At 70.2% G+C, this 24,618-nt stretch carries 21 protein-coding genes, 1 tRNA gene, 1 other RNA gene and 2 pseudogenes; 13 read left to right on the top strand and 12 right to left on the bottom strand.

The genetic code is table 11. The features are described 5' to 3' along the window. The first annotated feature begins 68 nt into the window (after positions 1-68). Positions 69-863, top strand: coding sequence for a vWA domain-containing protein (locus JW613_RS05705; RefSeq protein ID WP_209209571.1), 795 nt, complete (start codon positions 69-71; stop codon positions 861-863). A gap of 33 nt (positions 864-896) precedes the next feature. Here JW613_RS05705 and JW613_RS05700 read toward each other — a convergent pair whose 3' ends face one another. The 5 genes from JW613_RS05700 to ffs all read right to left on the bottom strand — a co-directional run bounded on the left by JW613_RS05700 (position 897) and on the right by ffs (position 5,675). Continuing rightward, a complete protein-coding gene (locus JW613_RS05700) occupies positions 897-1,559 on the bottom strand; it encodes a DUF5063 domain-containing protein (protein WP_099883171.1) in 663 nt (220 codons plus the stop codon). A 99-nt stretch (positions 1,560-1,658) separates the two neighbouring features. Continuing rightward, positions 1,659-2,258 carry a recombination mediator RecR gene (recR, locus tag JW613_RS05695; protein WP_099883170.1) on the bottom strand — a complete coding sequence of 200 codons (600 nt, stop codon included), beginning with the start codon at positions 2,256-2,258 and terminating at the stop codon, positions 1,659-1,661. Between the two features lie 204 nt (positions 2,259-2,462). Next, the gene (locus tag JW613_RS05690) at positions 2,463-2,798 is read right to left on the bottom strand and encodes a YbaB/EbfC family nucleoid-associated protein (protein WP_099883169.1); all 336 of its coding nucleotides are present in this window, start codon (positions 2,796-2,798) and stop codon (positions 2,463-2,465) included. Positions 2,799-3,025: 227 nt separating this feature from the next. Beyond that, entirely contained in the window at positions 3,026-5,383 is a 2,358-nt protein-coding gene (locus tag JW613_RS05685; RefSeq protein WP_209209570.1) for a DNA polymerase III subunit gamma and tau, read from the bottom strand. A 197-nt stretch (positions 5,384-5,580) separates the two neighbouring features. After that, positions 5,581-5,675, bottom strand: an RNA gene (gene ffs, locus JW613_RS05680) — signal recognition particle sRNA small type. 120 nt (positions 5,676-5,795) lie between these two features. On the opposite strand from ffs, the gene JW613_RS05675 reads away from it, so the two are divergent. Further along, positions 5,796-5,880, top strand: a tRNA-Ser gene (locus JW613_RS05675). Between the two features lie 431 nt (positions 5,881-6,311). Here JW613_RS05675 and JW613_RS05670 read toward each other — a convergent pair. After that, the gene (locus JW613_RS05670; RefSeq protein WP_209209569.1) at positions 6,312-6,476 is read right to left on the bottom strand and encodes a hypothetical protein; all 165 of its coding nucleotides are present in this window, start codon (positions 6,474-6,476) and stop codon (positions 6,312-6,314) included. Between the two features lie 1,292 nt (positions 6,477-7,768). After that, positions 7,769-8,815, bottom strand: coding sequence for a hypothetical protein (locus JW613_RS05665; RefSeq protein WP_209209568.1), 1,047 nt, complete (start codon positions 8,813-8,815; stop codon positions 7,769-7,771). A 208-nt stretch (positions 8,816-9,023) separates the two neighbouring features. Between JW613_RS05665 and JW613_RS05660 the strand changes: the two genes are divergently transcribed. Further along, a complete protein-coding gene (locus tag JW613_RS05660) occupies positions 9,024-9,455 on the top strand; it encodes a DUF4913 domain-containing protein (protein ID WP_209209567.1) in 432 nt (143 codons plus the stop codon). Positions 9,456-9,523: 68 nt separating this feature from the next. On the opposite strand, the gene JW613_RS37100 is transcribed toward JW613_RS05660, so the two are convergent. Continuing rightward, positions 9,524-9,982: an RICIN domain-containing protein gene (locus JW613_RS37100; protein WP_504739754.1), complete on the bottom strand. Its 459-nt coding sequence runs from the start codon at positions 9,980-9,982 to the stop codon at positions 9,524-9,526. Between the two features lie 224 nt (positions 9,983-10,206). Between JW613_RS37100 and JW613_RS05650 the strand changes: the two genes are divergently transcribed. The 4 genes and pseudogenes from JW613_RS05650 to JW613_RS05635 all read left to right on the top strand — a co-directional run. Then, positions 10,207-11,373 (top strand): acyltransferase family protein, encoded by a 1,167-nt coding sequence (locus JW613_RS05650; RefSeq protein WP_245225036.1) that lies wholly within the window; start codon positions 10,207-10,209, stop codon positions 11,371-11,373. Positions 11,374-11,540: 167 nt separating this feature from the next. Continuing rightward, positions 11,541-12,116: a TerD family protein gene (locus JW613_RS05645; RefSeq protein ID WP_209209565.1), complete on the top strand. Its 576-nt coding sequence runs from the start codon at positions 11,541-11,543 to the stop codon at positions 12,114-12,116. 99 nt (positions 12,117-12,215) lie between these two features. Further along, positions 12,216-12,797 carry a TerD family protein gene (locus tag JW613_RS05640; protein ID WP_209209564.1) on the top strand — a complete coding sequence of 194 codons (582 nt, stop codon included), beginning with the start codon at positions 12,216-12,218 and terminating at the stop codon, positions 12,795-12,797. Between the two features lie 97 nt (positions 12,798-12,894). Beyond that, a pseudogene (locus tag JW613_RS05635) lies at positions 12,895-13,307 on the top strand (CBS domain-containing protein); the annotation flags it as partial. 37 nt (positions 13,308-13,344) lie between these two features. Here JW613_RS05635 and JW613_RS05630 read toward each other — a convergent pair. Then, complete coding sequence (locus tag JW613_RS05630) at positions 13,345-13,590, bottom strand: twin-arginine translocase TatA/TatE family subunit (protein WP_209209562.1); 246 nt, start codon at positions 13,588-13,590, stop codon at positions 13,345-13,347. A 174-nt stretch (positions 13,591-13,764) separates the two neighbouring features. Here JW613_RS05630 and JW613_RS05625 point away from each other — a divergent pair, with 174 nt between their 5' ends. The 3 genes from JW613_RS05625 to JW613_RS05615 all read left to right on the top strand — a co-directional run bounded on the left by JW613_RS05625 (position 13,765) and on the right by JW613_RS05615 (position 17,117). Next, positions 13,765-14,763, top strand: a complete 999-nt coding sequence (locus JW613_RS05625; RefSeq protein WP_209209561.1) for a sporulation protein — start codon at positions 13,765-13,767, stop codon at positions 14,761-14,763. A 191-nt stretch (positions 14,764-14,954) separates the two neighbouring features. Further along, positions 14,955-15,410, top strand: a complete 456-nt coding sequence (locus JW613_RS05620; RefSeq protein WP_209209560.1) for a tellurite resistance TerB family protein — start codon at positions 14,955-14,957, stop codon at positions 15,408-15,410. A gap of 198 nt (positions 15,411-15,608) precedes the next feature. After that, positions 15,609-17,117 (top strand): LCP family protein, encoded by a 1,509-nt coding sequence (locus tag JW613_RS05615; RefSeq protein WP_245225034.1) that lies wholly within the window; start codon positions 15,609-15,611, stop codon positions 17,115-17,117. A 140-nt stretch (positions 17,118-17,257) separates the two neighbouring features. On the opposite strand, the gene JW613_RS05610 is transcribed toward JW613_RS05615, so the two are convergent. Continuing rightward, positions 17,258-18,049: a hypothetical protein gene (locus tag JW613_RS05610; protein ID WP_209209559.1), complete on the bottom strand. Its 792-nt coding sequence runs from the start codon at positions 18,047-18,049 to the stop codon at positions 17,258-17,260. 149 nt (positions 18,050-18,198) lie between these two features. Here JW613_RS05610 and JW613_RS05605 point away from each other — a divergent pair, with 149 nt between their 5' ends. From JW613_RS05605 to JW613_RS36725, 3 genes and pseudogenes are all read left to right on the top strand, one after another. Continuing rightward, positions 18,199-18,651 (top strand): BlaI/MecI/CopY family transcriptional regulator, encoded by a 453-nt coding sequence (locus JW613_RS05605; RefSeq protein WP_209209558.1) that lies wholly within the window; start codon positions 18,199-18,201, stop codon positions 18,649-18,651. 3 nt (positions 18,652-18,654) lie between these two features. Then, positions 18,655-19,593 carry a M56 family metallopeptidase gene (locus JW613_RS05600; RefSeq protein WP_209209557.1) on the top strand — a complete coding sequence of 313 codons (939 nt, stop codon included), beginning with the start codon at positions 18,655-18,657 and terminating at the stop codon, positions 19,591-19,593. Positions 19,594-19,719: 126 nt separating this feature from the next. After that, a pseudogene (locus tag JW613_RS36725) lies at positions 19,720-19,932 on the top strand (cation transporter); the annotation flags it as partial. 261 nt (positions 19,933-20,193) lie between these two features. Here JW613_RS36725 and JW613_RS05595 read toward each other — a convergent pair. Continuing rightward, positions 20,194-22,350, bottom strand: coding sequence for a serine/threonine-protein kinase (locus tag JW613_RS05595; RefSeq protein WP_209209556.1), 2,157 nt, complete (start codon positions 22,348-22,350; stop codon positions 20,194-20,196). A gap of 741 nt (positions 22,351-23,091) precedes the next feature. After that, the gene (locus JW613_RS05590) at positions 23,092-24,510 is read right to left on the bottom strand and encodes an NAD(P)-binding domain-containing protein (RefSeq protein ID WP_209209555.1); all 1,419 of its coding nucleotides are present in this window, start codon (positions 24,508-24,510) and stop codon (positions 23,092-23,094) included. Positions 24,511-24,618: the final 108 nt, after the last annotated feature.

Raw genomic sequence — 24,618 nt, 5'->3', positions numbered from 1 at the left:
GGAACGGTGCGACGGAAACAGTGTGACGGGAGTCACCCGTGCGACCCAGGAGTCCGTAGGCTGCCGGAATGGCCATCGACTACGTCAAACGCACGCCGGGACAACGCTCGTCGGCGTCACCGGGGCACCGCTCATCGAAGCAGGGCCCCGCCGTCGATCTGCAGAAGGTCGCCTCCCTGGCGCCCGGCCTGGTGAGCCTCTACAAGAGTGCCCGCCACTCCCTGGAGAGCGCCGGACTGGGGGACCAGCGGGCCGCGGTCTATCTGGTCCTGGACCGCTCGGGGAGCATGCGCCCGTACTACAAGGACGGCACGGTGCAGCACCTCGCGGAGCAGGCACTGGGGCTGTCCGCGAACCTCGACGACGACGGCGTCGTCCCCGTGGTCTTCTTCTCCACCGAGGTGGACGGCACGGCCGAGGTCAGCCTGGACGCCTACCAGCACCGCGTCGGCGCACTGCACGAAAGCCTCGGGCACATGGGCAGGACCAACTACCACCTCGCCATGCAGGCGGTCATCGACCACTACACCGCCTCGGGCGCCACCGACCCGGGCCTGGTGATCTTCCAGACGGACGGCGGCCCGACCTCACGCACCGCCGCCGAGCACGTGCTGTGCACGGCCGCGCGGCTCCCGCTGTTCTGGCAGTTCGTCGGGTTCGGCGACCCAGACAGCAAGCAGTTCGACTTCCTGCGCAAGCTCGACGAACTCCCGGTCCCGGCCAAGCGCGTGGTGGACAACGCCGGCTTCTTCCCGGCGGGCCCCGCCCCGCGCGACCTGTCCGACGACGCCCTCTACCGCAGCGTGGTGAGCGAGTTCCCCTCCTGGTTGAAGGCCGCGCGCCGAGCGGGACTCCTGGCCTAGGTGCCTTCCGGGCGGCGCTGCTGCGGCGTGCCCTCAGGCGTTCTTGAGGCCCAGCGGTTCGGCGATCTCGGCGGCCATGACGGCGCCGGCCTCGGCCTCCAGGGAGCCGTCCTCGTCCCCGGCGTCGCTGTCGGTGTCGAGGCCGTCGAGCTCTTCCAAGGGCTTGTCCAGCCGGACGTGCGCCACCAACGACTGCAGGGCGCGCAGCGCCGCGGAGGCGGTCGGGCCCCAGTTGGAGAGGTAGGAGAACTGCCACCACCACAGGGCCTCGCTCACCCTGCCCGCGCGGTAGTGGGCCATGCCGTGCCGCAGGTCGGTGAGGACGTCCGAGAGGTCGTCGGAGATCCGGCAGGCGACGGGCGCCGAGCGCGGCACGTACGGGTCGAAGACCTCCGAGTAGACGTCGACCGGGTCCAGCAGCGCCGCGAGCCGCTCACGCAGCTCGTCGACGTCCGGCTCCGGGCCGACATCCGGTTCATATCGTTCGTCCGGAACGATGTCCTCGTGCGCACCCAGCCGGCCGCCCGCGAGGAGCAGCTGCGAGACCTCCAGCAGGAGGTAGGGGACAGCACTGTCCGGGTCGTCGCCCTTGGCGACCTCCGTGACCGAGACGATGAAGCTCTCGATCTGGTCGCTGATCTGGACCGCGAAGTCGTCGGGACTGTTCTTGATGGAGTTCAGCGTCGCATCAGACATCGGGCAACCTCTCCCCTGTGGGCTTTTGTGGCCCTCGGCTCGCACAGGCTCGCACGGGCTCACACATCATGGGCTCACACATCGCGGGCTCGCACCGGCTCACACATCAAGGAGCCGTCTTCCCTCGAAGGCCCGCCCCAGAGTGACCTCGTCCGCGTACTCCAGGTCTCCCCCGACGGGAAGCCCGCTCGCCAGCCGCGTCACCTTCAGCCCCATCGCGGAGACCATCCGCGCGAGATACGTGGCCGTCGCCTCGCCCTCGAGGTTGGGGTCCGTGGCGAGGATCAGCTCGGTGACCGTCCCGTCGGCGAGGCGGGAGAGCAGTTCCCTTATCCGCAGATCGTCGGGACCGACGCCCTCGATGGGGCTGATCGCCCCGCCCAGCACGTGGTAGCGGCCCCGGAACTCGCGGGTCCGCTCGATCGCCACGACGTCCTTGGGCTCCTCGACCACGCAGATGACCGACGGGTCACGGCGCGGATCCAGGCAGACCCGGCACTGCTCCTCCTGCGCGACATTGCCGCACACCGCGCAGAACCTGACCTTGTCCTTGACCTCGGTCAGCGCACTGGCGAGCCTGCGTACGTCGGCGGGCTCGGCCTGCAGGATGTGGAAAGCGATCCGCTGCGCGCTCTTGGGACCGACGCCGGGCAGCCTGCCCAACTCGTCGATGAGGTCCTGGACCACGCCTTCGTACACGGATGGCTCCCGCCTGCTCTTCGTTCGTCTCTGAGTACGTTAGTGGTCCTTACGAGCCACCACTAGCCGCTGACCAGCCCTCGTCGGCCCTTGCCGACCCCACGCCCGACACCGGCCGACGCCGCTCGCCCCCGACCCCGTGCCCCCGCCGGGCGCCGGGAGCGGGCGGGAGCGGGCCGGGAACGCGAGCGGCTGAAACCGTCGTCAGAACGGCAGGCCGGGCATGCCGCCCATGCCCTGCGCCAGCGGGCCGAGCTTCTCCTGCTGCAGCGCGGCAGCCGCGCTGTTCGCGTCGCGGACCGCCGCGAGCACCATGTCCGCGAGGGTCTCGGTGTCCTCCGGGTCCACGGCCTTCGGGTCGATGACCAGCCCCTGGAGCTCACCGGAACCATTGACGGTCGCCTTCACCAGACCACCGCCCGCCGTGCCCTCGACGGATGCCTCGGCCAGCTCCTGCTGCGCCGCGGCCAGATCCTGCTGCATCTTCTGCGCCTGCTGCAGCAACTGCTGCATGTCAGGCTGCCCACCACCGGGAATCACGATTGCTCCTGGCTCACTAGACGCCTCTTCACCGCCCCGAGCCTACGTGCTCGGCCCTGGCCCGGCCGCCCCTCCCCGACAGACCGCGCCTTCCGGGTCCGACGCCACGGACCGGGCTTCCCCTCCGCCCGCGCGGCGCCCCGGGCGCGGCGGGGGACGCCGCGCGCCCGCCGACCGCACGCGCCGACCGGATCGGTCGCCGGCCGGATCGATCGTGCTCAGGGGCGTCAGTCGTGCTGGAACTCCTCGATCACCGTCGCGCCGAGCTCGCGGACGATGAGGTCGTGACCGGAGAGGGCAGCCGATTCGTCGAGATCGGGGTCGTCCTCGGCGGGCATGTCGTCCTCCGGCCCGAAGTGCGAGGGCGGGGGTGCCGAGCGAGTGGCTTCGCGTACCGGTGCCTGCGCCGATGCCGCCGAGGCCTGTGCTTGTGCCTGGGAAGGAACCGGCGCGGGTTCGGCCGCCGCGCGCTGGCCGCTCCCACCGGGCGCCCCCGACAAAGTGGCGGGCGCCTCGGGCGCGGGCGCGGACCACTGCTGGGGCGGGGCCTGGGCGGGAGCAGGCGCCGTCATCACACTCCGCGCACCTGCCCCGCCGCCTCCCACGGCACCGGCACCGGACCCGGACCCCGCGCCGTACCCGGAGCCCGGCCCGCTAGGGCCCCCGGCACCACCGCCGTTGCCCCCGCCACCGCCGCCACCCGACGGGTCGACGATGGCCTCGACCTGCCACTGCACTCCCAGCGCGTCGCCAAGAGCCTGCCGCAGCACCTCGTCACTGCCACCGTTGGCGAAGCTGTCACGCGCGCCCGCGTTGGGGAAGCCGATCTGGAGTGTCTTGCCGTCGAAGCCGACGATCTGCGCGTTCTGGCTGAGCAGGATCCACGTGAAACGCCGCCGGTTCTTGACGGCCTCCAGGATCTGCGGCCACATCTGTCGCACCTGTGCGGGGTCACCGCCGCCGCTCGCGGGGGCTGACGCGGGTGCTCCGTTCGCCGGAGGTGCGGACGGAGCCGGTGCAGGGGCCGGTGTCGGTGGTGCGGGAGTGGGGGCGGAGGCGGGAGGGGTGGCGGTCGAGGCGGGGCCACCGCCCGACGGGCCGGCCGTCCCCGGCCAGGCGCCGGGACGCCGCCCGGCGTCCCCCGTACCGCTCCCGCCGCCGGAGCCGGTCCCACCGGGCCAGGCACCGGGCCGTCGCGGCGACTCAGCGGCAGCGCCGACGCCTTCGCCGGCGTCGGCGGACGAAGGCGCCTCCGGAGCCGGCGCCGGGTCCGGAGCCGGGGACGCAGGCGGCGAGGCAGGTGCGGGCGCAGGCGCGGGCGGCGGCCCCGCAGCCGCGGCACCGGGCGTACCGCCACCGACTCCCCCGCTGACACCACCGACGCCACCAGCACCACCGACCCCGGGAGCACCCAGCGCAGCACCGGCGGCGCCCCGCTCCAACCGGTCCAGCCGGGCCTGCACGGAGCGCTCGTCCCCGTACGTGGCGGGCAGCAGCACACGGGCGCAGATCAGCTCCAGCTGCAGCCGGGGCGCTGTGGCCCCCCGCATCTCGGTCAGCCCCGTGTTGACGATGTCGGCGGCACGGCTCAACTCCGCCGCACCGAAGACCGACGCCTGGGCCTGCATCCGCTCGACCACATCTCCCGGCGCGTCGATCAGTGACTTCTCGACGGCGTCCGGCACGGCGGCCAGGATCACCAGATCCCGCAGCCGCTCCAACAGGTCGGTGACGAACCGGCGCGGATCGTGCCCGCCCTCGATGACGCGATCGACGATCTCGAAAGCGCGCGCCCCGTCGCCCGCGGCGAAGGCGTCCACGATGTCGTCGAGCAGCGCGCTGTCGGTGTAGCCGAGCAGGGAGGTCGCCATGGCATATGTCACACCGTCCTCACCGGCCCCGGCGAGCAACTGGTCCATCACCGACATCGAGTCCCGGACGGAGCCGGCTCCGGCCCGTACGGCCAGCGGCAGCACCGCGTCGTCGACGGGGATCTGCTCGCGCTCGCACACCTCGGACAGATAGTCACGCAACGTACCCGGCGGGACGAGCCGGAACGGGTAGTGGTGCGTACGCGAGCGAATGGTCCCGATGACCTTCTCGGGCTCCGTCGTCGCGAAGATGAACTTCAGATGCTCGGGCGGTTCCTCGACGACCTTCAGCAGCGCGTTGAAACCGGCCGGGGTCACCATGTGCGCCTCGTCGACGATATAGATCTTGTACCGGCTCGAGGCGGGGCCGAAGAACGCCTTCTCCCGCAGCTCACGGGCGTCGTCCACACCCCCGTGCGAGGCGGCGTCGATCTCGATGACGTCGATCGAACCGGGCCCGTTCCGCGCCAGATCACGGCACGACTGGCACTCCCCGCAGGGCGTGGGCGTAGGCCCCTGCTCGCAGTTGAGGCACCGGGCCAGGATGCGCGCGCTGGTCGTCTTCCCGCAGCCGCGCGGGCCACTGAAGAGGTACGCGTGGTTGACCCGGTTGTTGCGCAGGGCCTGCTGCAGCGGGTCGGTCACATGCTGTTGCCCGATGACTTCGGCGAAGGTCTCGGGGCGATAGCGGCGGTACAGAGCGAGGGACGACACACCCCCGACGATATAGGCCACCACCGACATGTGGCCCGCCCCCAGAAACAGCTCACCCGCGGTGACCCACACCCCAGGACCACGCCCGACCCCGCGCCCCGGACCACGCTCGGCCCGGACCCGAGAACCAGCCCCGTGACCGGCCTCACGACCCCCGCCGGGACCCGCGGAACCCGTTCCGCAGGAACCCCGTCCACGCAAACGCCCCTCACGCACCCGCCAGAGCCGACCTACCCTTGCTGCCTTCCGGCCCTGGGGGAGTTCAGTCAGTTAGCGCCACGTGAGGGGCTGTCGCCAGCCTACCCGATCCCCCGCCCCCTCATCGACCTCCCTCCACGCCCCCACCACCCCCCGACCCCCGACCCGGATACGAGTTCGCGAGCACTCCCCAAGGTCTTGTACAGTTTGCGGCGGAGGATTCGCCTAGTGGCCTAGGGCGCACGCTTGGAAAGCGTGTTGGGGGCAACCCCTCACGAGTTCGAATCTCGTATCCTCCGCCCAGCTCTCACCGGGCTGAACGTAGGGCCCCACCGCCTCGGCGGTGGGGCCCTACGTAGTTCGTGGTTGCAGTTGCCGGGTAAGCCCGAACACGATCCAGCGCGTCCGACGGCCGAGTCCACGGTGACGGGCGAGTTCTCCGCCAGTTCCCGATCCCGGCCGCGCTGCTTCACAGCTCCGCGCCGCGGACCTCGTGCCACAGGCCGGCCGCTGCGTTCCTCCACTGGTCCGGCACGAAGTCGGTCGGCGGCGGTGAGGGTCCGACTCGGGCCGACGGTCCGGACACGGAACGGTGTCCGGGCCGCTGGCCGCCTCCTCTGGAGGAGGCGGCCAGCGGCCCGGGTCAGCCGATCTCAACGGCACTCATCCGGCGAACGCCGAGCACCGGCAGGCGGCGCGGAGGCAACGGGCCACCTCCGCGGGGCGCTCGCTACCTGCCACCGCCCTGGCCGCCGCCACGCCTGCGCGTGGTGTTTTCCTGGTTGTTGTAGGCCGACATACCGCTCGTGTTGGAGCGGCGCAGGGCCGGGCGGTTGTCGCTGGCCCGCGGCGGCCCCTCGCCGACGGGTTGCCGCGAGCGGACGGGCATGCTCATGGTCGGGTTCGCGACCGGTTCGGGGCGGGCCAGCCGCGCCTCGGGAGCCCGGCTGGAACGCCGCTCACGCCGCTCGGCCTCCGGCGCACGGCTGGACTCACGCCGGGAACGCCGCTCCTCCGGCGCACGACTGGACTCGCGCCCGGAACGACGCTCACCCCCCGGCGCACGACTGGACTCGCGCCGGGAGCGACGTTCCTCGGACGAACTGCTGGAACCACTCGTCGACCGGGGAGCCGCAGACTGCGGAAGAGTACCGTTCCAACTCGGCGGCGGACGGCGGTCGCGCTCCGCACGGGGAGGCCGCACCGCGCGGGGCCGCTCCTGCGGAGCCGCACTCGAATCCCGCCTGCGCCGCTCACCCTCGGGAGCCCGGCTTGACTCCCGCCGGGAACGCCGCTCGCTCTCAGGAGCCCGGCTTGACTCCCGCCGGGAACGCCGCTCCTCCGGCGCACGGCTGGAAGTCCGCCTGCGCAACTCGCTGGCCTCAGAGCCCCGGCCCCGCTCGGATCCGCTGGCGCGTTCCCGCACAGGCATCTCGTAAGAAGCGCTGAACGGATCGCCGAAGCTCGGGCGTTCGATCTGCGGCGCCGGCTCCGCCGCGCGACGCGCGCGCTCGGCCTCCGCCGCACGGGCCTGATTGGCGGCGTAACGATTCCTGAGGTAGTCGCCGGCCATTCCCGCGCCTTGCAGCGCGGCACCGGCCGTCCTGGTCGCGGGGTCGGGGCCGAAGCCGTACATCGAAGCACCGGCGAACCTTGCGGCACCGAGTGCGGCGGCGAAGATGTCCGGCGGATCGTTGGGGTGAGGCCGCAGCGCCCTGCGGCCCTCCAGGAAGACCGTCCGCGCTCCGGCGGCGCCAGTGAAAGCGACGCCCCAGTTGTAGGTGGAAGCCCAGCCCTGGTCCGCATCGTTTCGGGCGGTTCCGGTGGCCTGCAGGGCCAGCCCGGCGGATTCCAGGGAGTCGACGGCCGTGTCCACGACGGCGGGCGTCCTGTCGACCACCCACTGACCCGTCCGTCCCGCACGGGTCAGAAGCTCGGATCCGCGGATCTGGTGCGCCAAGTTGTACACGGTGTTGTACCACGTTTCCGACTGGTATTCGTCGGGTGGTGGTGAGGGCGATCGGGATTCACCACGTTCGGGGTCGGGCTCACGACCGCGCCGGCTGCGTCGGTCCGGAGGGGTTGTCATGGTGTGCTCTCCGTCCTCTGTATGAGGTTCACCTCCTTACTACGGGGGTTGGGCCCCGGTGGTTCACGGTGCTGCCCGGTGCCGGAGCCGGCACGCTGTCACTTCATCCCTGTGGACCGGGTCTGCTTCTGCGAGGCCGCCGCCTCCCAGTGCCGCTTCGGGGGCCGGCTGCGTGGGGGGTTGCCGTTGGGCGTCGGTCCTGCCGCGCGTGACTCCCGTGCGGCGGCCGAGACGGCGTTCTGGTCGAAACCCGGCGTGCCGGGTCGGCCGGCCACGAGCGCGTCCGTGCTCGCCAACGAGGTGCGGCGCGCGTTCGGCTCGCTCTCCGAGCCGCGCTTCAACGTCGCCTCGTCGGTACGGACGGCCAGGGCAGGTCGCCGGAAGCGCTCCGACGACGCTTCGGCGCTCCGGGCCTCCTGGCCCTGGACGGGCGCGGCGCCTGGGGCCTGAGCAGGTGCGGCGTTACGTGCCTGTACGGGTGCGGCATCCCGGAACAGGGTGGGGTCGGTCTCCCGTCCCAGGCCCGACTGCGCGCCCTGCGCCGGGGCGGCGCGCCGCCCCGCCTCCTCGACCGCCTTCAGATACCGGGCCTGGGCCTCGCCCGCGATCGCCCCCATCACGGGCAGCTCCCCGCGGTCGTACGCCGCGGCGTACTGCGGGTTCTGGGTGATCATCTGAAGCGCGGCCACCTCGACCAGTTGCTTCTCGAACGCGCCGAGTTGCTGGTACCGCTCGAATGCGGACCGCTGGTCGGGCTGGTGCGCAGCCCGTTGCGCGTACCGCTGCTGGGCCGCCTGCTGTTCGTAGCGCGGGTCGCACTGCTGCCCGAGGTGCTGGCCCGGCTGCTGCTCGTGACCCTGCTCGGGCGGCCCGGGACGGTGCTCCTCGCCGTCGGCGCCGCGCAGCATGACCCGCAGCTTGCGCACGGCGCGGACCATCCGGCTCACGGCGCCGCTGCGCCGGCGTTCGGTACTGGCCCGCGGCGGGGCGGGGCGGCCCTGCCGTCCGGCCGCCGCCTGGTCCCGCGCGGCCATAGCGCGCGCCCCGTCGCGGTCGGCGCTGATCTGCCGGGCCGCGAGCTGGTCGGCCACGGCGAGCTCATGGGCCAGCTCGTAGGGGTCGAGCTGGTCGGTGGGTTCGGACATGGTCGCGTCCTTCGGTCGGGTGCGGCGTGGACAGCGGTACGGCGGCGGCTGAGCGGTGTGACCGGCGGAGGGCCCGAACAGGGCTGCGTGGCGGCCCTGTGTCCCGGTGTCCCTGCCCGGGGGCGGGGCCGATAGTGAACCGAGCCCCCCGCGCGCACGTGGTGGTGGCGTGGGGACTTCCATGACGACAGCGGCAGGAGAACAGACGATGATCGATCCCGAGCCCGAGGAGAACTCCGGTACGGAAGAGGGCGCACCGCCCGCCCCCCGGCCCGAGTTCATCCTCTATCTGGGCGGGCACGACTACGAGGACGCACTCTTCCAGTTGGTGGAGTGGACGCACAACGTGCTGCTGCCCGTCTACGGCAGGGAGATCACCTCCACAGCGCTCTGGTGCTCGCGCTGGTGGGAGCACCCGGAGGCGGTCGCACAACTCCACGGCCTGTGGCTGGCCTGGGCGGAACTTTCCAACCCGGCGCAGGACATGACGGGCCCGGCCGCGTGGCACCGCGACTTCCTGGGCCCCGTGATGGCCACCCTGCGCGACCCCATGGGGCCCTTCGCCGGATGCAAGCCAGGCAACCACCGGCCGAAGGAGGTCCCGCAGATGGAGTCGCCCTTCGTGGCCGTCGGTGCCTGAGCGGCCGTCCGGTTCGTCAGGGCGGGCGTCGGCTGCTCCGCGCGGCCGGCGCCGGTGGTGACGCGGGTTCATGCCTTCCGGAAACGCCCCTGGTGGTCGTTCTCGTCGTCACAGCCGATGATCGTCAGCACGGCGTGCGGGTCCTTGCCGTCGGCCTGCGCGTTGAGGCAGAGGTTTCCGCTCATGAGGTTGCGGATCAGGTAGAGGCCCAAGCCGCCCGGCCCGCCGCCCTTCTCTGTACGGTCCAGCAGCCAGCGCTGGTTGTCGTCCTTCGTGGAGTCGCAGGGCGCCTGGTGGACGGTATCGTTCCGCTTCCCCTCGCCGGGGAGGTCCACGCCCTTCGCGGTCTTGACGTCGAAGATGGTGACCGGGCCAACGCCTCCTCGCCCTCGCAGCCGGAATCCGGCACAACCAAAACATCGGCGCCGAGACCGAACGATTCTTGATCGCCTTCCAAGGCATCTGGCCAGGCCGAACCATGCCGCACCGTGGTTGCAGTTCTGGTTGCGTTCACCAACGTACGGCACCGTTCGCGGCCCTCACCCGCCACGGCTGCTCGGGTCCCTTGTCGTTGGCTGGTCTCCCCTGTCGCTGGGGCGGAGGCCGCGGCACAGAGGATCGGACCGGCTCCGGTGGAGCGACCGCGGTGGCAGCCGGGCGGAAGCGCGAAGACACGGGCATATCAGCCGAACCTCACCCGCTGCCCGCTCGAACATGTTCCTACACAGCGGTGACCGCTATCGTGCTCTTAATGTTGCAGGCTGGTTATACGCGAGCGCCGCTGCCCTCCGCCCGCCGGGCATCACCCGCACCACCGGCGGCGAGACCGTCAGCGCCACCTGCACCTGCGAAGGCCGGTCGGCCGCCCGCTCGCCGCGATCCGTTCCTCGACAACGCGAAGTACCTCACCATCGTGCTGGTCGGGGTCGGGCATCTATGGGCGCCCATGCAGGGCGACAGCCGCACCGTCAGCGCCCTGTACGCCACGCTCTACGCCTTCCACATGCCGGCCTTCATCATCATCTCCGGCTATCTGTCCCGGAGTTACGAGGGCACCCCACGCCAGATCAAGCGGCTCGTGACGGGCGTCCTTGTGCCGTATCTGGCATTTCAGACGGTCTACACGCTGTTCATGCGGTGGCTCGACGACCCGCAGCGGGAGTTCCACTACCAGGAGCCGGGGTTCGCGCTCTGGTTCCTCGTCGCCCTGTTCGTGTGGCGACTGACCACGCCGGTGTGGAAGAACCTGCGCCGGCCGCTGCCTGTGGCCCTGGCGATCGCCGTGGGTGCGAGTGTCACGCCGAGCATCGGCAACGACCTGGACCTGATGCGCATCGCCCAGTTCCTGCCCTTCTTCGTCCTGGGGCTGCAACTGCGGCCGGAGCACTTCGAACTCGTACAGCGTCGTGCGGCCCGCCGGCTCGCGGTGCCGGTGACGGCCTGCGCCCTGCTGTTGGCCTACTGGGCGGTGCCCCGGATGTCTTCCGACTGGTTCCTGCGGGAGAAGTCCGCAGCGGAGATGGGGGTTCCTGCCTGGGTCGACGCGACGATGGTGCTGGCCGTCTTCGGCTGCGGTCTGGTGCTGACCGTGTGCTTCCTGGCCTGGGTTCCCCGTCGGCACATGTGGTTCACCACCCTGGGCGCGGGCACGCTGTGCGCCTACCTGCTGCATGTGTATCCGATCAAGCTCTCCCGCGAGCTGGACTGGTACAGCCTGGACTGGGTCGGCCACCCGGCGAGCCGTGTCGCCCTGACGGTGCTCGTCGCAGCGACGATGACGCTCCTGTGCACGCCTCCTGTACGCAAGCTGTTCCGGCCCCTGATGGAACCGGACATGCCCTGGTTCTTCCGGGACGGCCGACAGGCAGGAGGAGCGGGTCACGGCAGGCGGCCGAAGCGGGACCGCTCGGGGCGCTGAGCAGTTCGCTCGCCGTCCACAGCATGCCGACGGCTGAAGTGCCCCTCGCTCGTCGGAACGTGGTTGCCCGATCGCCCCGACATCTCTTTCTACAGTGCTGTAGTTTTTTCGTCGGGGCCTCAAGCCGAGGCCGCCGGATCCGCCATCGGCACGGAATGGAGAAGAACGTGGGAGTTTCCCTGGCCAAGGGTGGGAACGTCTCGCTCAGCAAGGAGGCACCTGGACTGAGCGCGGTTCTGGTCGGTCTGGGCTGGGACGTGCGGAGCACCACCGGCACCGACTACGACCTCGACGCCTCGGCCCTGCTGTGCGACGAGGCGGGCAAGGTCGTCTCCGACCAGCACTTCGTCTTCTACAACAACCTCAAGAGCCCGGACGGTTCCGTCGAGCACACCGGTGACAACCTCACCGGCGAGGGGGAGGGTGACGACGAAGCCATCAAGGTGAACCTGGCTGCCGTTCCCGCCGAGATCGCCAAGATCGTCTTCCCCGTCTCCATCCACGACGCCGAGGCGCGCTCGCAGAACTTCGGGCAGGTGCGCAACGCCTTCATCCGGGTCGTCAACCAGGCGGACAACCAGGAGATCGCCCGCTACGACCTGACCGAGGACGCCGCGACGGAGACGGCGATGGTCTTCGGCGAGCTGTACCGGCACGGCGCCGAGTGGAAATTCCGCGCCGTCGGCCAGGGCTACGCGTCCGGACTGGCCGGGATCGCGGCCGACTTCGGCGTCAACGTCTGATACCGCCGCACGGGACCGCTGCTGCCCCGCGGCGGCGGTTGTGGCGCGGGGCGCTCCCTTGATCCGTGACCCACTGCGACTCGAACCGAGGACCCTGAGATGTCCGTGAACCTGTCCAAAGGCCAGCAGATCAGCCTGACCAAGTCCGGCGGCGGCTCGCTCGCCAACGTTCGAATGGGGCTGGGCTGGCAGGCCGCACCGCGCAAGGGATTCCTTGCCAAGCTCGCCGGGGCCCGCGAGATCGATCTCGACGCCTCTGCCGTACTGTTCGCGGCCGGTGAGCCGGTCGACGTCGTGTTCTTCCAGCATCTGGTCAGCGACGACGGCTCGGTCCGGCACAGTGGTGACAACCTCGTCGGCGGCACCGGCGTGGGCGATGACGAGTCCATCGGTGTGGCACTCGAACGTGTCCCGTCCCGGGTGGACCAGATCATCTTCACGGTGAACTCCTTCACCGGTCAGACCTTCGAGGAAGTGCAGAACGCCTACTGCCGCCTCATCGACGAGGACTCCGGCCAGGAGCTCGCGCGCTACACCCTCACCGGAGGCGGGCCGCACACGGCGCAGATCATGGCGAAGGTCCATCGGTCGGGCGAAGGGTGGCAGATGGCCGCCATCGGCGAGCCGGCACAAGGACGCACCTTCCAGGACCTGCTGCCCGCCATCGCCCGTCACCTGTGACGTCCACATCGCTGTGGCGTCACAGGGCTGGTGAGTCGCGGCCGGCCCCGCGTTTGAGCCGCCTGGGAACCCGGTGTCCGACACGGTCGTTTCGAGTTCCGGGCTGATCACCCGGTCACTGACCGAGCCGCAGAGCCCGGTCGCGGGGCTCCAGGTTCCCGCCGCACGCCTCGCTTCCGTACCAGCCGACGCGGGATTGGAGGACATTCTGCGAGCAGCTGCCGACAGCGACCGCACACGTTGCTCGTCCGCGACGGCGAGACCGTTCCGGGCTCCCTCCACGCTCGTGGCGCCCTGGTCGCTCGGGCGGGCGATCGTCCGCACCTGGCACGCGACCCGGCCGGGCCCGTTCCTGAGCTCTCCGGAGGCGACACGGTCGCCGACGCCGTCGAGCGACTACGGCACAAGCGTGCGTCGTTGGCCCTCGTACGGGACGTGCCCGGCCGGCTCACCGGAATGGTCGGCCTCGATGATCTGCTCGCCCGTCTTCCGCACCCCGCGGCCTCCTGAGCAGCCGAGTTCTTCCGGACACGTTGAGGGTCGGGTGTCAGGGCCGCTCGTGCGGGGTCGTGTCACGCTCGACGGCCTCGCCGGGGACGACGCGTGCGGCCCCGTGCCGCTCCCGGTCTCCAGCCGCGTCGTGCTGCCGTGTGTCGTCCTTCAACGCCTTCTTCTCGCTCTTGAGGATGCGTGCCGCCTTGCCCGCCGAGCGGGCGAGTTCCGGCAGCTTCTTCGCCCCGACCACCACCAGAACGACGATGAGCAGCAGGGCCAGTTCACTCAACCCGAACATGCGATCCACTCCCTGGGCCGGGCGACACAAAACGTCGACAGCGGTGGCGACTTGAAAACTACACCGCTGTAGAAGCCTGGCGTAGCGTAGGGCCCGCGGCAAGTACGCCTCGTGACAGGGGCGGGACTGCACGCACACAAGCGCTGGCACGGCATACGAAGGAGAACGCCCGCGATGGTGTTCAAACGGCTTCTCGGGGCTCTCGGGGTGGGCGGCCCCTCGGTGGACACGGTCCTGGACGACGGACCGGTACGGCCGGGCGGCCCGCTCTCCGGCCAGGTGCACCTCGAAGGGGGCTCCGCCGACTGCGAGATCGAGCAGATCACTCTCGAACTCGTCGCCCGGGTAGAGGCGGAACACGGTGGCGAGGAGCACGAGGGCGTGATCGCCTTCGACCGCCTCACCGTCGGCGGCGGGTTCCGCCTCACCGAAGGGGAGCGCCGCAACGTGCCGTTCACGGTCACCGTCCCGTGGGAGACACCGATCACGGAGCTGCACGGCCAGCCCCTCGGCGTGATTCTCGGCGTCCGTACGGAGCTGGCCGTGGCGGGAGCCAAGGACAAGGGCGATCTCGATCCCCTGCGCGTGACACCGCTTCCCGCGCAGGAAGCCGTACTGGAAGCCCTGGGGCAGCTCGGATTCGGCTTCAAGTCCGCGGACCTGGAGCTCGGCCACATCCACGGCACAGGACAGACGCTGCCCTTCTACCAGGAGATCGAACTCTCCCCGGCCCCGCAGTACGCACCCGCCGTCAACGAGGTGGAAGTGACCTTCCTCGCCACCCCGGGCGGCATGGAGGTCGTCCTTGAGGCCGACAAGCGCGGCGGCCTCTTCTCCGTGGGACACGACGCCGTCAACCGCTTCACCGTCAGCCACGAGGGCGTCGAGCACCTCGACTGGAACACCGAAGTCGACTCCTGGGTACGGCGGGTGGTCGAGCACCATGGCAGCTACGCCGCAGACCACGCCGGCCCGTACCCGCCCCACCAGGGCCATGGATTCCACCACCACGACGACTCCCATGGCAGCCACCACCGCTCGGGTCCGAGCACCGGTGCTGTCGTCGCCGGCGCGGCGGCCGGTGTCGCCGTCGGCGTGGCCGGGGGATTTGTCGCCGCCGAGGTCATCGACGAGGTCTTCGACGACGATGACGAGGAGGAAGAAGAGGACTGAGCACCGGCGGGGCTCGGGGCACCCCTTGCACGGGAGGGCGCCCCCCGGCCCTCGATGCCTCGGATGCCTCGGATGCCTCGGATGCCTCGGAAGAAGAACGCGAACCCGGTCTGGTAACTTCTACAGCCTGTAGAGTTCCCTTCCCCGGTGCCGGTAGGCGACCGGGGCCGACAAGGGAGAACGGAGTTCGTATGGCCCTCTGGGACCGCATCAAGGAATCGGCGCAGACGATGCAGAGCCAGCTGGAGGCGAAGAAGAACGACCTCAAGAGCGGAGCTTTCCGGGACGCGAGCATGGCGATGTGCGCCCTGGTCGCCGCAGCCGACGGCAGCATCGACCCGGACGAGAGGCGCAAGGTCGCCCAGCTCATCGCGACCAACGAGGTACTGCAGAACTTCCCCGCCGAGGACCTGCAGGCCCGATTCGAGGCCAACTGCGACAAGCTGACCGCCGACTTCGACTTCGGCAAGGTCAGTGTGATGCAGGAGGTCGGCAAGGCCAAGAAGAAGGCTGCCGAGGCGCGCGCCGTCATCCAGATCGGCATCGTCATCGGCGGCGCCGACGGCGACTTCGACAAGGACGAACAGGCCGTCGTCCGCGAAGCGTGCTACGCGCTCGGGTTGCCGCCCCACGAGTTCGACCTCTGACCGCAAAGACGCGCCCCTGACCTCAAGGACGCATACAGCGGTCCCGGCTGCCATCGCCGCTCCCTGGTCCCTCGGGAAGGCGAAGGCGATCACGGCGGCCGGCAGGAGACCGATGGGCGGTGCGCGCCAGGCCGCGTGCCGCCTTCCGCCTTCCTTTCGTCTCTCCCCTTCGCCAGTCACGCCCGACCAGGAGCCCACATGCCGAAACACAGCATGCGGGGCGAGGACGCCCCCGAAGGGAAGGGGAAAGCGGCTCACCGACAGCGCACTGTGCGCAAAAAGAGCCGGACAGCGGGCGTCGTACTGCTGTCCCTCCTGGTGCTTCTGACGTCAGGTGCTGCTTGGCTCTGTCTTCAACTGAACGGCAACATCAGCACCTTCGGATCCGACGGACTGAGCAAGAACCGCCCGGACGCCGGCGCAGGCGGACAGAACGTCCTGGTCATCGGTTCGGATGCGCGCACTGACGGCAACGACCGGCTGGGCGGTGGCCGCAAGGACGACATAGGGCGCTCCGACACAGCCTTCCTGCTCCACGTATACGGCGACAGCGAACACGCTGTCGCCGTCTCCTTTCCCCGGGACGCACTGGTGGACGTTCCGCCCTGCAAACTGCCCGACGGCAACTGGAGCCGCACCCGGCACAACGCGATGTTCAACGCGGCCTTCTCGGTCGGACAGACCAAGGAGGGCAACCCCGCCTGCACTCAGAACACGGTCGAGAAGCTGACCGGGCTGCGGGTGGACCACACCGTCGTCGTCGACTTCAAAGGCTTCTCCGCGGTGACCGAAGCCGTGGGCGGTGTGCCGGTCTGTGTGCCCAAGGACGTCTACCAGAACGACCTGAACCCCAACCGGCGTTTCCGCGGCAAGCTCCTCTTCCACGCCGGCGAGCAGACGGTCTCCGGCCGGCGGGCGCTGGACTACGTACGTATCCGGCACGGCATAGGGGATGGATCCGACATAGGCCGCATCAAGCGCCAGCAGGCTTTCGTCGGCTCCCTGATAAAGAAGATCAAGCAGCAGGGCTTCAGCCCGACAACTCTGCTCCCCCTCGCAAACGCCGCCACCAAGTCCATGACGGTGGATGAAGCTCTGGGCACGCCGAAGAAGATGGTCGACTTCGCCATGTCCCTCAAGGGAATCGACCTGGACAACACCCGATTCGTCACCGTCCCATGGCGCTACCAGGGCAACAGAGTCGCCATCGTGCAGCCGGACGCGAACCAACTGTGGGCGGACATCAAAGCCGATCGCACGCTGAGCGGAGCCGACGCCGGTGGCGGACCGCCCGAAGGGCAGAAAGACTCCGCACGCCCCTCCCCGGACTCCGACTCGGTCCAAGGTGACGGCATCAGCGTCTCGGTCTACAACGGCACCACCACGTCCGGTCTCGCCGCAGCCGCAGCCGATGTGCTGCGTGAGCATCACTTCTCGGTGACCGGCAGCGGGAATGCCGCCACCCGGAACCACACCGGAACCGTCATCACCTATGGGCCGGGAGAGCGTTCCCAAGCGGCCCAACTGGCCAAGCTCTTCCCCGGCGCAACAACCGAGCCGGGCACAGGTCAGGGCCTGAGCGTGACCCTGGGAGCCGACTACGAGCCTCACCGCGCCGAGGACGACGGTGGAGCGGGTGGCAAGGAGCAGAACGACAAGGGACGCTCAGCAGCGGACAACCCCTGCGACGACCTCTCCTACGGGTGAGCCCTCGGGCGCTTGAGCCGCTGCCGGCGGCAGGAAGTGACCCTCTGGACGCCTGCCCGCCTGCTCCGCGCACACTCACGGCACACTCACGCAGCCGAGTGCTAGTCCCTCGGACACGTCTCCCGGACGGCTCCACCGGTTCACTCCGCACTTGGGCCCGCCGAATCCCCGAACTCAGGACTGCCGAAGCCAGGTGCCTCGTAACCAGGGCTGAAGCCGAGTGACGAGCGCGGCGCTGCCGTCCGCGCGTTCGACCGGTCCGGCTGCTCACCGCCGGCCTCAAGCAGCCGAGAACGAAGGCAGGGCAGCACGGCGCGCTCCAAGAGCGCCGTCCGCCAGGCGGCGTGCGCCTCCTCCACCCTGCGCTCCCCTGTCGGGTTCGGCCGCGAACCGTCCCGGAGGCGGGAGCTGGGCCGAGAATGGCTGCGCGCGGCGACGAAGACCGTGCCGAGGCCGAGAGCCCCCGTAACAGCTGCGACGCCGGCGCCCGACCAGCCGGTCAGCACCAGAGAGGTGCCGACATCCTGCTGGGAGTCGATGAGCATCAGCAGGTGGCCGAGCAGCAGGAAGATCACAGCTGCCGCACCGGAGATCAAGGGAACGAGGACCGCGAAGGCAGCAAGCAGTCCTCCGCCGTGCTCACGAGCGAGCCCAGACGCCGACTGTGACGGTTCTCCGCCGGAGCGAGCCATCTCCCGGGCCCGCTTCAGCGTCTGGTACTCCTCAGCCGCCACCTGAGCCAGGTCGGCGGCGGAGTCACGCGCTGCCTGCCGCAGACGCTCCGCCGTCCCCGCCGGGGAGTTGCGGAGAGCTTCATGGAACGGCTCGGTGCGAAGGGCCTCCTCGACCAGTTCCTCGACCTCCCGCAGATCTTGCGGAGAGAAGGATCGGAAGGACGGGCCGCTCCCGTCACCGACCGGCAAAGCTCCCACTGCTCTTCCCTCCAGGCGCACACCAACAGCGAATTTCTACAGACATGTAGAAGATACTGGAGGTGTCACCATGCCAACCACGACTGCATGGAAGTCGGCTCACGCGGCGGATTGGCTAACGTAGGTCACCGGGCAGTGAGGGAGGAGCCATGGACAGAGCAGGGCAGGAACCGGGGCGACGGCGCGGGCAGGGGCAGCTCGAAGCCATGGTGCTCACGGCGCTGCACGAAGCGGAGGAACCGGTGACCGCCGCATGGGTGCGGGACCGGATGGGTGGCGGCCTCGCCTACACCACCGTGATCACCATCCTCTCCCGCCTGCTCGCCAAGGGCGCGGTGACGCGGGAGAAGGCCGGACGCTCCTTCGTATGGACACCCTCCGCCGATGCGGCGGGCCTCGCGGCGAACCGTATGCGCCAGCTCCTCGACAAGGAGAACGACCGGGGAACCGTCCTGACCCGCTTCGTCTCCGGGCTGACCGGCGAGGACGAGCAACTGCTGCGGGACCTGCTGACCAAAAGCCATAACGGGTCTGCGGCGGACGGCGCCCAGCGAAGCGGCACCGGCCCGGGATCGGACGGCACCCGAAGGAAGCGCGACTGAGCCGTGGGCCTGTTCGTCCTCCTCCCCCTCGTGCTGCCCCTGACGTCCTGGCCGGTGGCCCGGCTCGCGGAGCGACGTCTGCACCCGCGAACGGCGACCCTCCTGCTGGCCGCGGTCGGCGCGGTCCTCGCTGCGTGCAGCACCCTGTGCCTCGTGCTCCTGGTCGTCGTCGGCACCGCGCAGTTGCCGGGCAACCCGCTGCCCGATGCCTGGTCGGACCCGGAAGTACGGCAGGCCGTCCCCTACGACGAGGTCCTGGGCCAAGCCTCCATTCCGGCGCTCGCCGCCCTCCTCGCCACGTGTGGCGGCACCCTCGTCCGCCACCGGCGCGACCACCGAAGGGCTTTACTGGCGCTTGAGGGGGTGCGGAACTCCTCTGTCGCGGTCCTTCCCGACGAGGCTCCCTACGCCTTCGCTCTGCCCGGCACCAGGCGCAGCCGGAAACGAATCGTCGTGTCCACCGGCATGCTCGACGCCCTGGAGCCCGCCGAACGGCGCGCGCTCTTCGCTCATGAGCGGGCACACCTGGCCGCCCGCCACCATCGCCTTCTGCTGCTCGCGCGGCTGTCCGCCAACGCCCACCCGTTCCTGCGGCCGCTGCGAACGGCGGTCGAATTCGGCGTCGAGCGCTGGGCCGACGAAGAGGCGGCACAGTACGTCGGCGACCGGCGCCTGACAGCCCGCGCCGTGGGCAAGGCCGCACTCATCGCCGCAGCAGGTCCGCTGAGTGGTGTTCTCGCCTTCGCGGCCGCAGGCCAGGTTCCTCGCCGCGTTCAGGCCCTGCTCGCCCCCGCGCCCACCACCCGCTTGTGGCGACCTCCCGTCACCGCCCCCGCGTTCGCCACCTGGCTGGCAGCGGCCGGCGCCGCGGCCTCTGCCCTGTCCTCCGCGAACGCCGCCATCACCCTGGCATTGATCCTCCAGGCAGCCACACCTTTGTGACCTTCGGAGTTCGGGGCCCGGCGTCAGGGCAACGCTTGCAGCTCCACACCCGCTCCTGGCCGCCTCCCGCTGCCGCGCTGCCGAAAGCCGCGCAAGACCGCTCTCCAACGAGTCCAGCAGAACGAATGCCTGGACGCCCTCAACCTGGCCATCGGTGACGTCGTCTACCATGCCGCCAACCCGGACGAACTCTTCCTCACCGCAGGCGCCTTGCTGATGACCACCGTTCTCCTCGGCGGCCTGCTCGTTCGGCAACAACGAGGCTGGTGGCGACTTGGATTCGACGGCATTCTACTGATCGGCATTTATGCTTCCGCTACCGTGACCCTTGCCTTCTGAGCCCTCCATCCAGGAGACGCTTCAAGGCGCCTGCGGGTTTGCGTTGTCGAAAACGAACCCACCTCCCGAGAAAAGCCGCACTGCCGGGCCGTCCGACAAACCCAGCGCCTCCCGTGAGGCGGTCTTCCACCCAAGCCCACGCCGCCACATCGCCCGAACAGGCACCACGAGCCGTCCTTGCATCGCCAGGCGGTTTTCGTTCAGGTGGTCGTGAAGAAGCCACAGGCCCGTTCGCCGCCGGCAGTGCGTACCTTCTTGGTCTCAGAGCCGACTGGCGTGCAGCTTTCGGTCGCCGTAATAGACCACACCGTCCTTCAGGGTCGCGGGGGCGGTTTCCCACGCCGCCACACGGCCGTACCGGCGAGGTGCGCACTTCCACCGGCAGGCGCCGGTACGGGTGTCGAGGGCATAGAGGTTGCCTCCTCGCCCCTGCAGATGAAGCGCGCCTCCCTCGACGCCCAGCGGTTGCAAGCTTCCCTCCACGCCACTCTCGTCCACACCCACCGAACCAGGAATCCTCCGCTGCCAGACCTCGTCGCCGGTCTCAACCGTGAAGGAGTGCACACGGTCGTGTCCGCTCCAGTGGACCAGGCCACCGGCTACCAGCGGTCGGGCAGGCGGCGCCCACGTGCCGCGTTTCTGCGGAAAGGACGCGCTCCAGATCTTCTTACCGGTGCCGGAGTCCCGAGCCTCCACCGCGAATTCGCGTTCGCCGCTGTCCCGGCCGTCGCCGCCCAGGTGCACGAGCCCACCGTTCACCGCCAGCGTGTCCACCGAGGCGATGTCGGTCTTGGCCTCCCACCGGGTGGAGCCGTCCTTGCCGCGCAGGGCGGTCACTCTGTCGTCGAGGCTGTAGTAGAGCGTTCCCCCCGCGGCGACCAGGTTGCCGACCGACCGCTCCTCGGTCCACAACTTGTGACCCGTACGGGCGTTCCTCGCGTGCAGAACAGAATAGTCCGCCGCCCCGTCACTCACGGCGATTGCGTCGTACACCCGCCCGTCGGCGATCGTGAGGGAGGAGACGGAGGACTCGTATTCCGCCTCCCACCGGGTTCGGCCGCTGCGCGCGTCCAAGGCGTACAAGTGATGGTTGTCGCCGGCGAAATAGACCACGCCGTCGAAGACGAGGGGGCCCGCTGTGACCTTGTTTCCCGTCTGCCGGAACTTCCACAGCTTCGCGCCGGTACTGGCCTTGACCGCGTACAAGGTGCCGTTGCCGTCGGCGGCGTAGATCCGTCCGTCCGCGTGGACGGGCGTGGTCATGACCTCCTTGTCCGGCTGGAACGACCAGGTCTGGGACACCTTGGGCCCCCGGGGGCCGGGCAAAGCAGACTTGGCCGGGCCGTCAGAGCCGTGGGAGTCATCGGGGAGCTGCAGAAACAGTAGTGAGAGCAGGATCGCCAGGCCGACGGCACCTGCTACGCCCAGCACGCCTCGGCGGGAGGCCAGCGACCAGGGGCGCGACCGGTCGGTCCGCTTGGCTCGGTCGGCCCGATCGCGGCGGGTGGGCGCGTTCGGCTGTCGGTCCTCGGGTGGCTCCGGGGTTGCGGCGCCTTGCCGGTCGATCGCCTCCGTAACAGCCGGGGGCAGCCAGTCGACCTCGGTGAGCGCATCGCCGTCCGCGCTCTCGGTCATGTGACCGAGTTCGGCAACCAGTTGGGAAGCTGTGGGCCGCCGCGTGGGCTCCTTGTCCAGGCATCGCGCCACCACCCCGGCCAAGTCGTCCGGCAGCGCGGTCAGATCCGGCTTCTCGTGGGCCACCCGGTAGTTCACGGCATGCGCGGAGCCCTGCCCGTAGGGACCTGAGCCAGTCGCGGTCCAGGCCAGAACGGCGCCGAGCGCGAAGATGTCACTGGCTGCGGTGGTGGCGTCACCCACCAACTGTTCGGGGGAGATGAAGCCAGGGGTACCGATGAGCATGCCGGTCTGGGTGAGCTGAGTGTCGTCGGCCGCCAGCGAGATCCCGAAGTCGATCACCCGCGGGCCGTCCGCGGCCAGCAGCACGTTCGACGGTTTCAGGTCCCGGTGGACCAGGCCAACGTGGTGGATTCCCTCCAGCGCCTCCGCCAACGCGGCACCCAACGCGCGCACAGCTCGCCCGGACCAGGCCCCGTACTCCGCAACCGCCGTACTCAGCGGCAACCCGGGCACGTACGCGGTGGCCAGCCAGGCCGGATCGCCCTCCGGGTCGGCGTCCACCACCGCCGCGGTGAAGAACCCGGTCACGCGGCGCGCCGCCGCCACCTCACGCACGAAACGACGCCGGAGGCCGGGATCGTGGTCCAGCTCCGCTCGCACCACCTTCACCGCGACCAACCGACCGCTCGCGGACCGCCCCAGGTACACCTGGCCCATCCCGCCCCGCCCCAGCCGACCGATGAGCCGGTACTGCCCCACCTGCTCCGGGTCTTCTGCCACCAGCGGCGTGTACGACGGTGCCACAGCGCCCTCTCCCCCTACGGTGCCCGGCCGACTCCCCAGTACGCCGTCGGCGCGGGATCCTCCCCACAGCGGCGGCCCGTTCGGAGGACGGTGCGCAACGCTTCAACTGCCGCAGATGCTAGCGCGGTTGCGCAACAACCGACCACGGACCGCACCGCAGCACCCGCTGCCGGGCGGCCGGGGTACCCAGTGGGCTGAGGGTCGCGCGCATGCGTCGCCTCGTGATCGTGAGCGGCGCTCTCCCTGAGCCTGTCCGGGCCACTAGCTGATAGGCCGGACGGGGCCAGGGCCCCTCAGGCGGGGGAATTGCGCGTCGGAGCGCTGCGGAGCACCGCCGGGGGCGCAGGCGCGTGTTCGACCAACACGCATCGGGGGCCCATCGGAGACCCGAGGGAGAAACCGGGAGCCGAGCCGCCCTCCGTCCAGGACCGCGACATGCTGCATACGCGCCTGCTGGAAGGCCCGTGGAAACTCGACCCCACCTCCGCCGAGTGGATCGTGGATACCGGTACCGGCTACCTGATCCCCGAGACAGAGCTGTCGACCGAGACCGGATCCGATGAGAAGTCTGCAGCAGCCACGGAGGCTCGGGGGTGTTCGTAATACGCCTCCCGCGCAAGGTTCGAGGCAGGCAATGAAAGATCCAGACGCCCACGACCGGTGATCGCGACCACCTCCACTCCAGCAGCCCCACGGGCTTCGGCGTTCCGGCGTCGGTCATGAACTGCAGCATCCGCCTGACGGTGCTTGCGCGACGGCCGCCCGTGACGGGGCCGGGGCGGGCGCCGGGGTCGGGGCCGGGGTGCCCAGTCGGGTCGGCTCGGGGGTCGGAGCGCAGCAGCCGGCATCGGTGGTCGGATCGGATTCGGCGGTGTCGAAGAGTCCGGCGCCGCCGCACACGCCGGTTTCCGGGAGGGTGAGCTCGACGCGGTCCGCCGATTCGAGGTCACCGGCGATGGCGGCGGCCACGGAGCGGACCTGCTCGTAACCGGTCATGGCCAGGAAGGTGGGGGCGCGGCCGTAGGACTTCATGCCGACCAGGTAGACGCCCTTTTCGGGGTGGGACAACTCGCGGTGGCCGTGCGGGTAGACGGTGCCGCAGGAGTGGACGTTGGGGTCGATCAGCGGGGCGAGTGCGACCGGTGCCTGGAGGCGCTCGTCCAGGCCGAGGCGGAGCTCGGAGAGGAAGGACAGGTCCGGGCGGAAGCCGGTGAGCGCGATCACCTCGTCCACCGGGTCGAGGCGGCGTCCGTTCTCGGAGACCAGCACCGGGCGACCGTCGGTGTCCTGCTCGATCGCGTCGGTGCGGAATCCGGTGACCGCGTCGGCGTGACCGCCGTCCACGGCGGCCTTCGCCGCGAGGCCGAGGGCGCCGCGGGCGGGGAGTTGGTCGGCTTCGCCGCCGCCGAAGGTGGAGCCGGAGATGCCCCGGCGCAGGATCCACACCGCCTTCGTGCCGACACCTTCGTTCGTCTTGGCGAGGTCGGCCAGGTGGGCGAGGGCGGTGAAGGCGGAGGCGCCCGAGCCGATGACGGCGGTGCGCTTGCCCGCGTAACGGGCCCGTACGGCAGGGTCCTTGAGGTCGGGGACGCGGTACGTGATGCGGTCGGCCGCCGTTTTCTCGCCGAGCGCGGGCAGGCCGCTGCCGCCTGCCGGGCCGGGGGTGCTCCAGGTGCCGGAGGCGTCGATCACCGCGCGGGCCGTGACGCGCTCCTCGCGTCCGTCGGCGTACCGGAGGTGGACGACGTAGGGCTGTGCCTCGCGGTCGGCGTCCACGACGCGGTCGCGTCCGGCGCGGGAGACGCCGGTGACCGTGGCGGCGAGGCGGACCCGCTCCCCGAGGGCGTCGGCGAGCGGCTGGAGGTACTGCTCCGCCCAGTCACCACCCGAGGGGTAGGTGGCCGCGTCGGGCCTGGTCCAGCCGGTGGGGGCCAGCAGCTTCTCGGCCGCAGGGTCGATCACCTCGCCCCAGGGTGAGAACAGCTTGACGTGGGACCACTCGCGTACGGCCGCCCCGGCGACCGGGCCGGCCTCCAGGACGAGGGGTTCGATGTCCTGCTCGATCAGGTGCGCGGCGGCGGCCAGGCCGATCGGGCCGGCTCCGATCACCACGACGGGAAGCTGCTGGCTGGTCATGACGGGGATCCCTCCAGGGCGGAAGCGAGCGGAAGCGACGCGGCGGCCCCTTGTTTCGATGTGTGTCTATGTCTTGTGCTGCCAGCATGGCAACTGATTCGATACGCG

The organism is Streptomyces smyrnaeus, from assembly GCF_017676345.1.
GTDB lineage: Bacteria > Actinomycetota > Actinomycetes > Streptomycetales > Streptomycetaceae > Streptomyces > Streptomyces smyrnaeus.
Note: the sequence above shows the minus strand (reverse complement) of the source record. Positions and strands in the feature narration are given on the sequence as shown.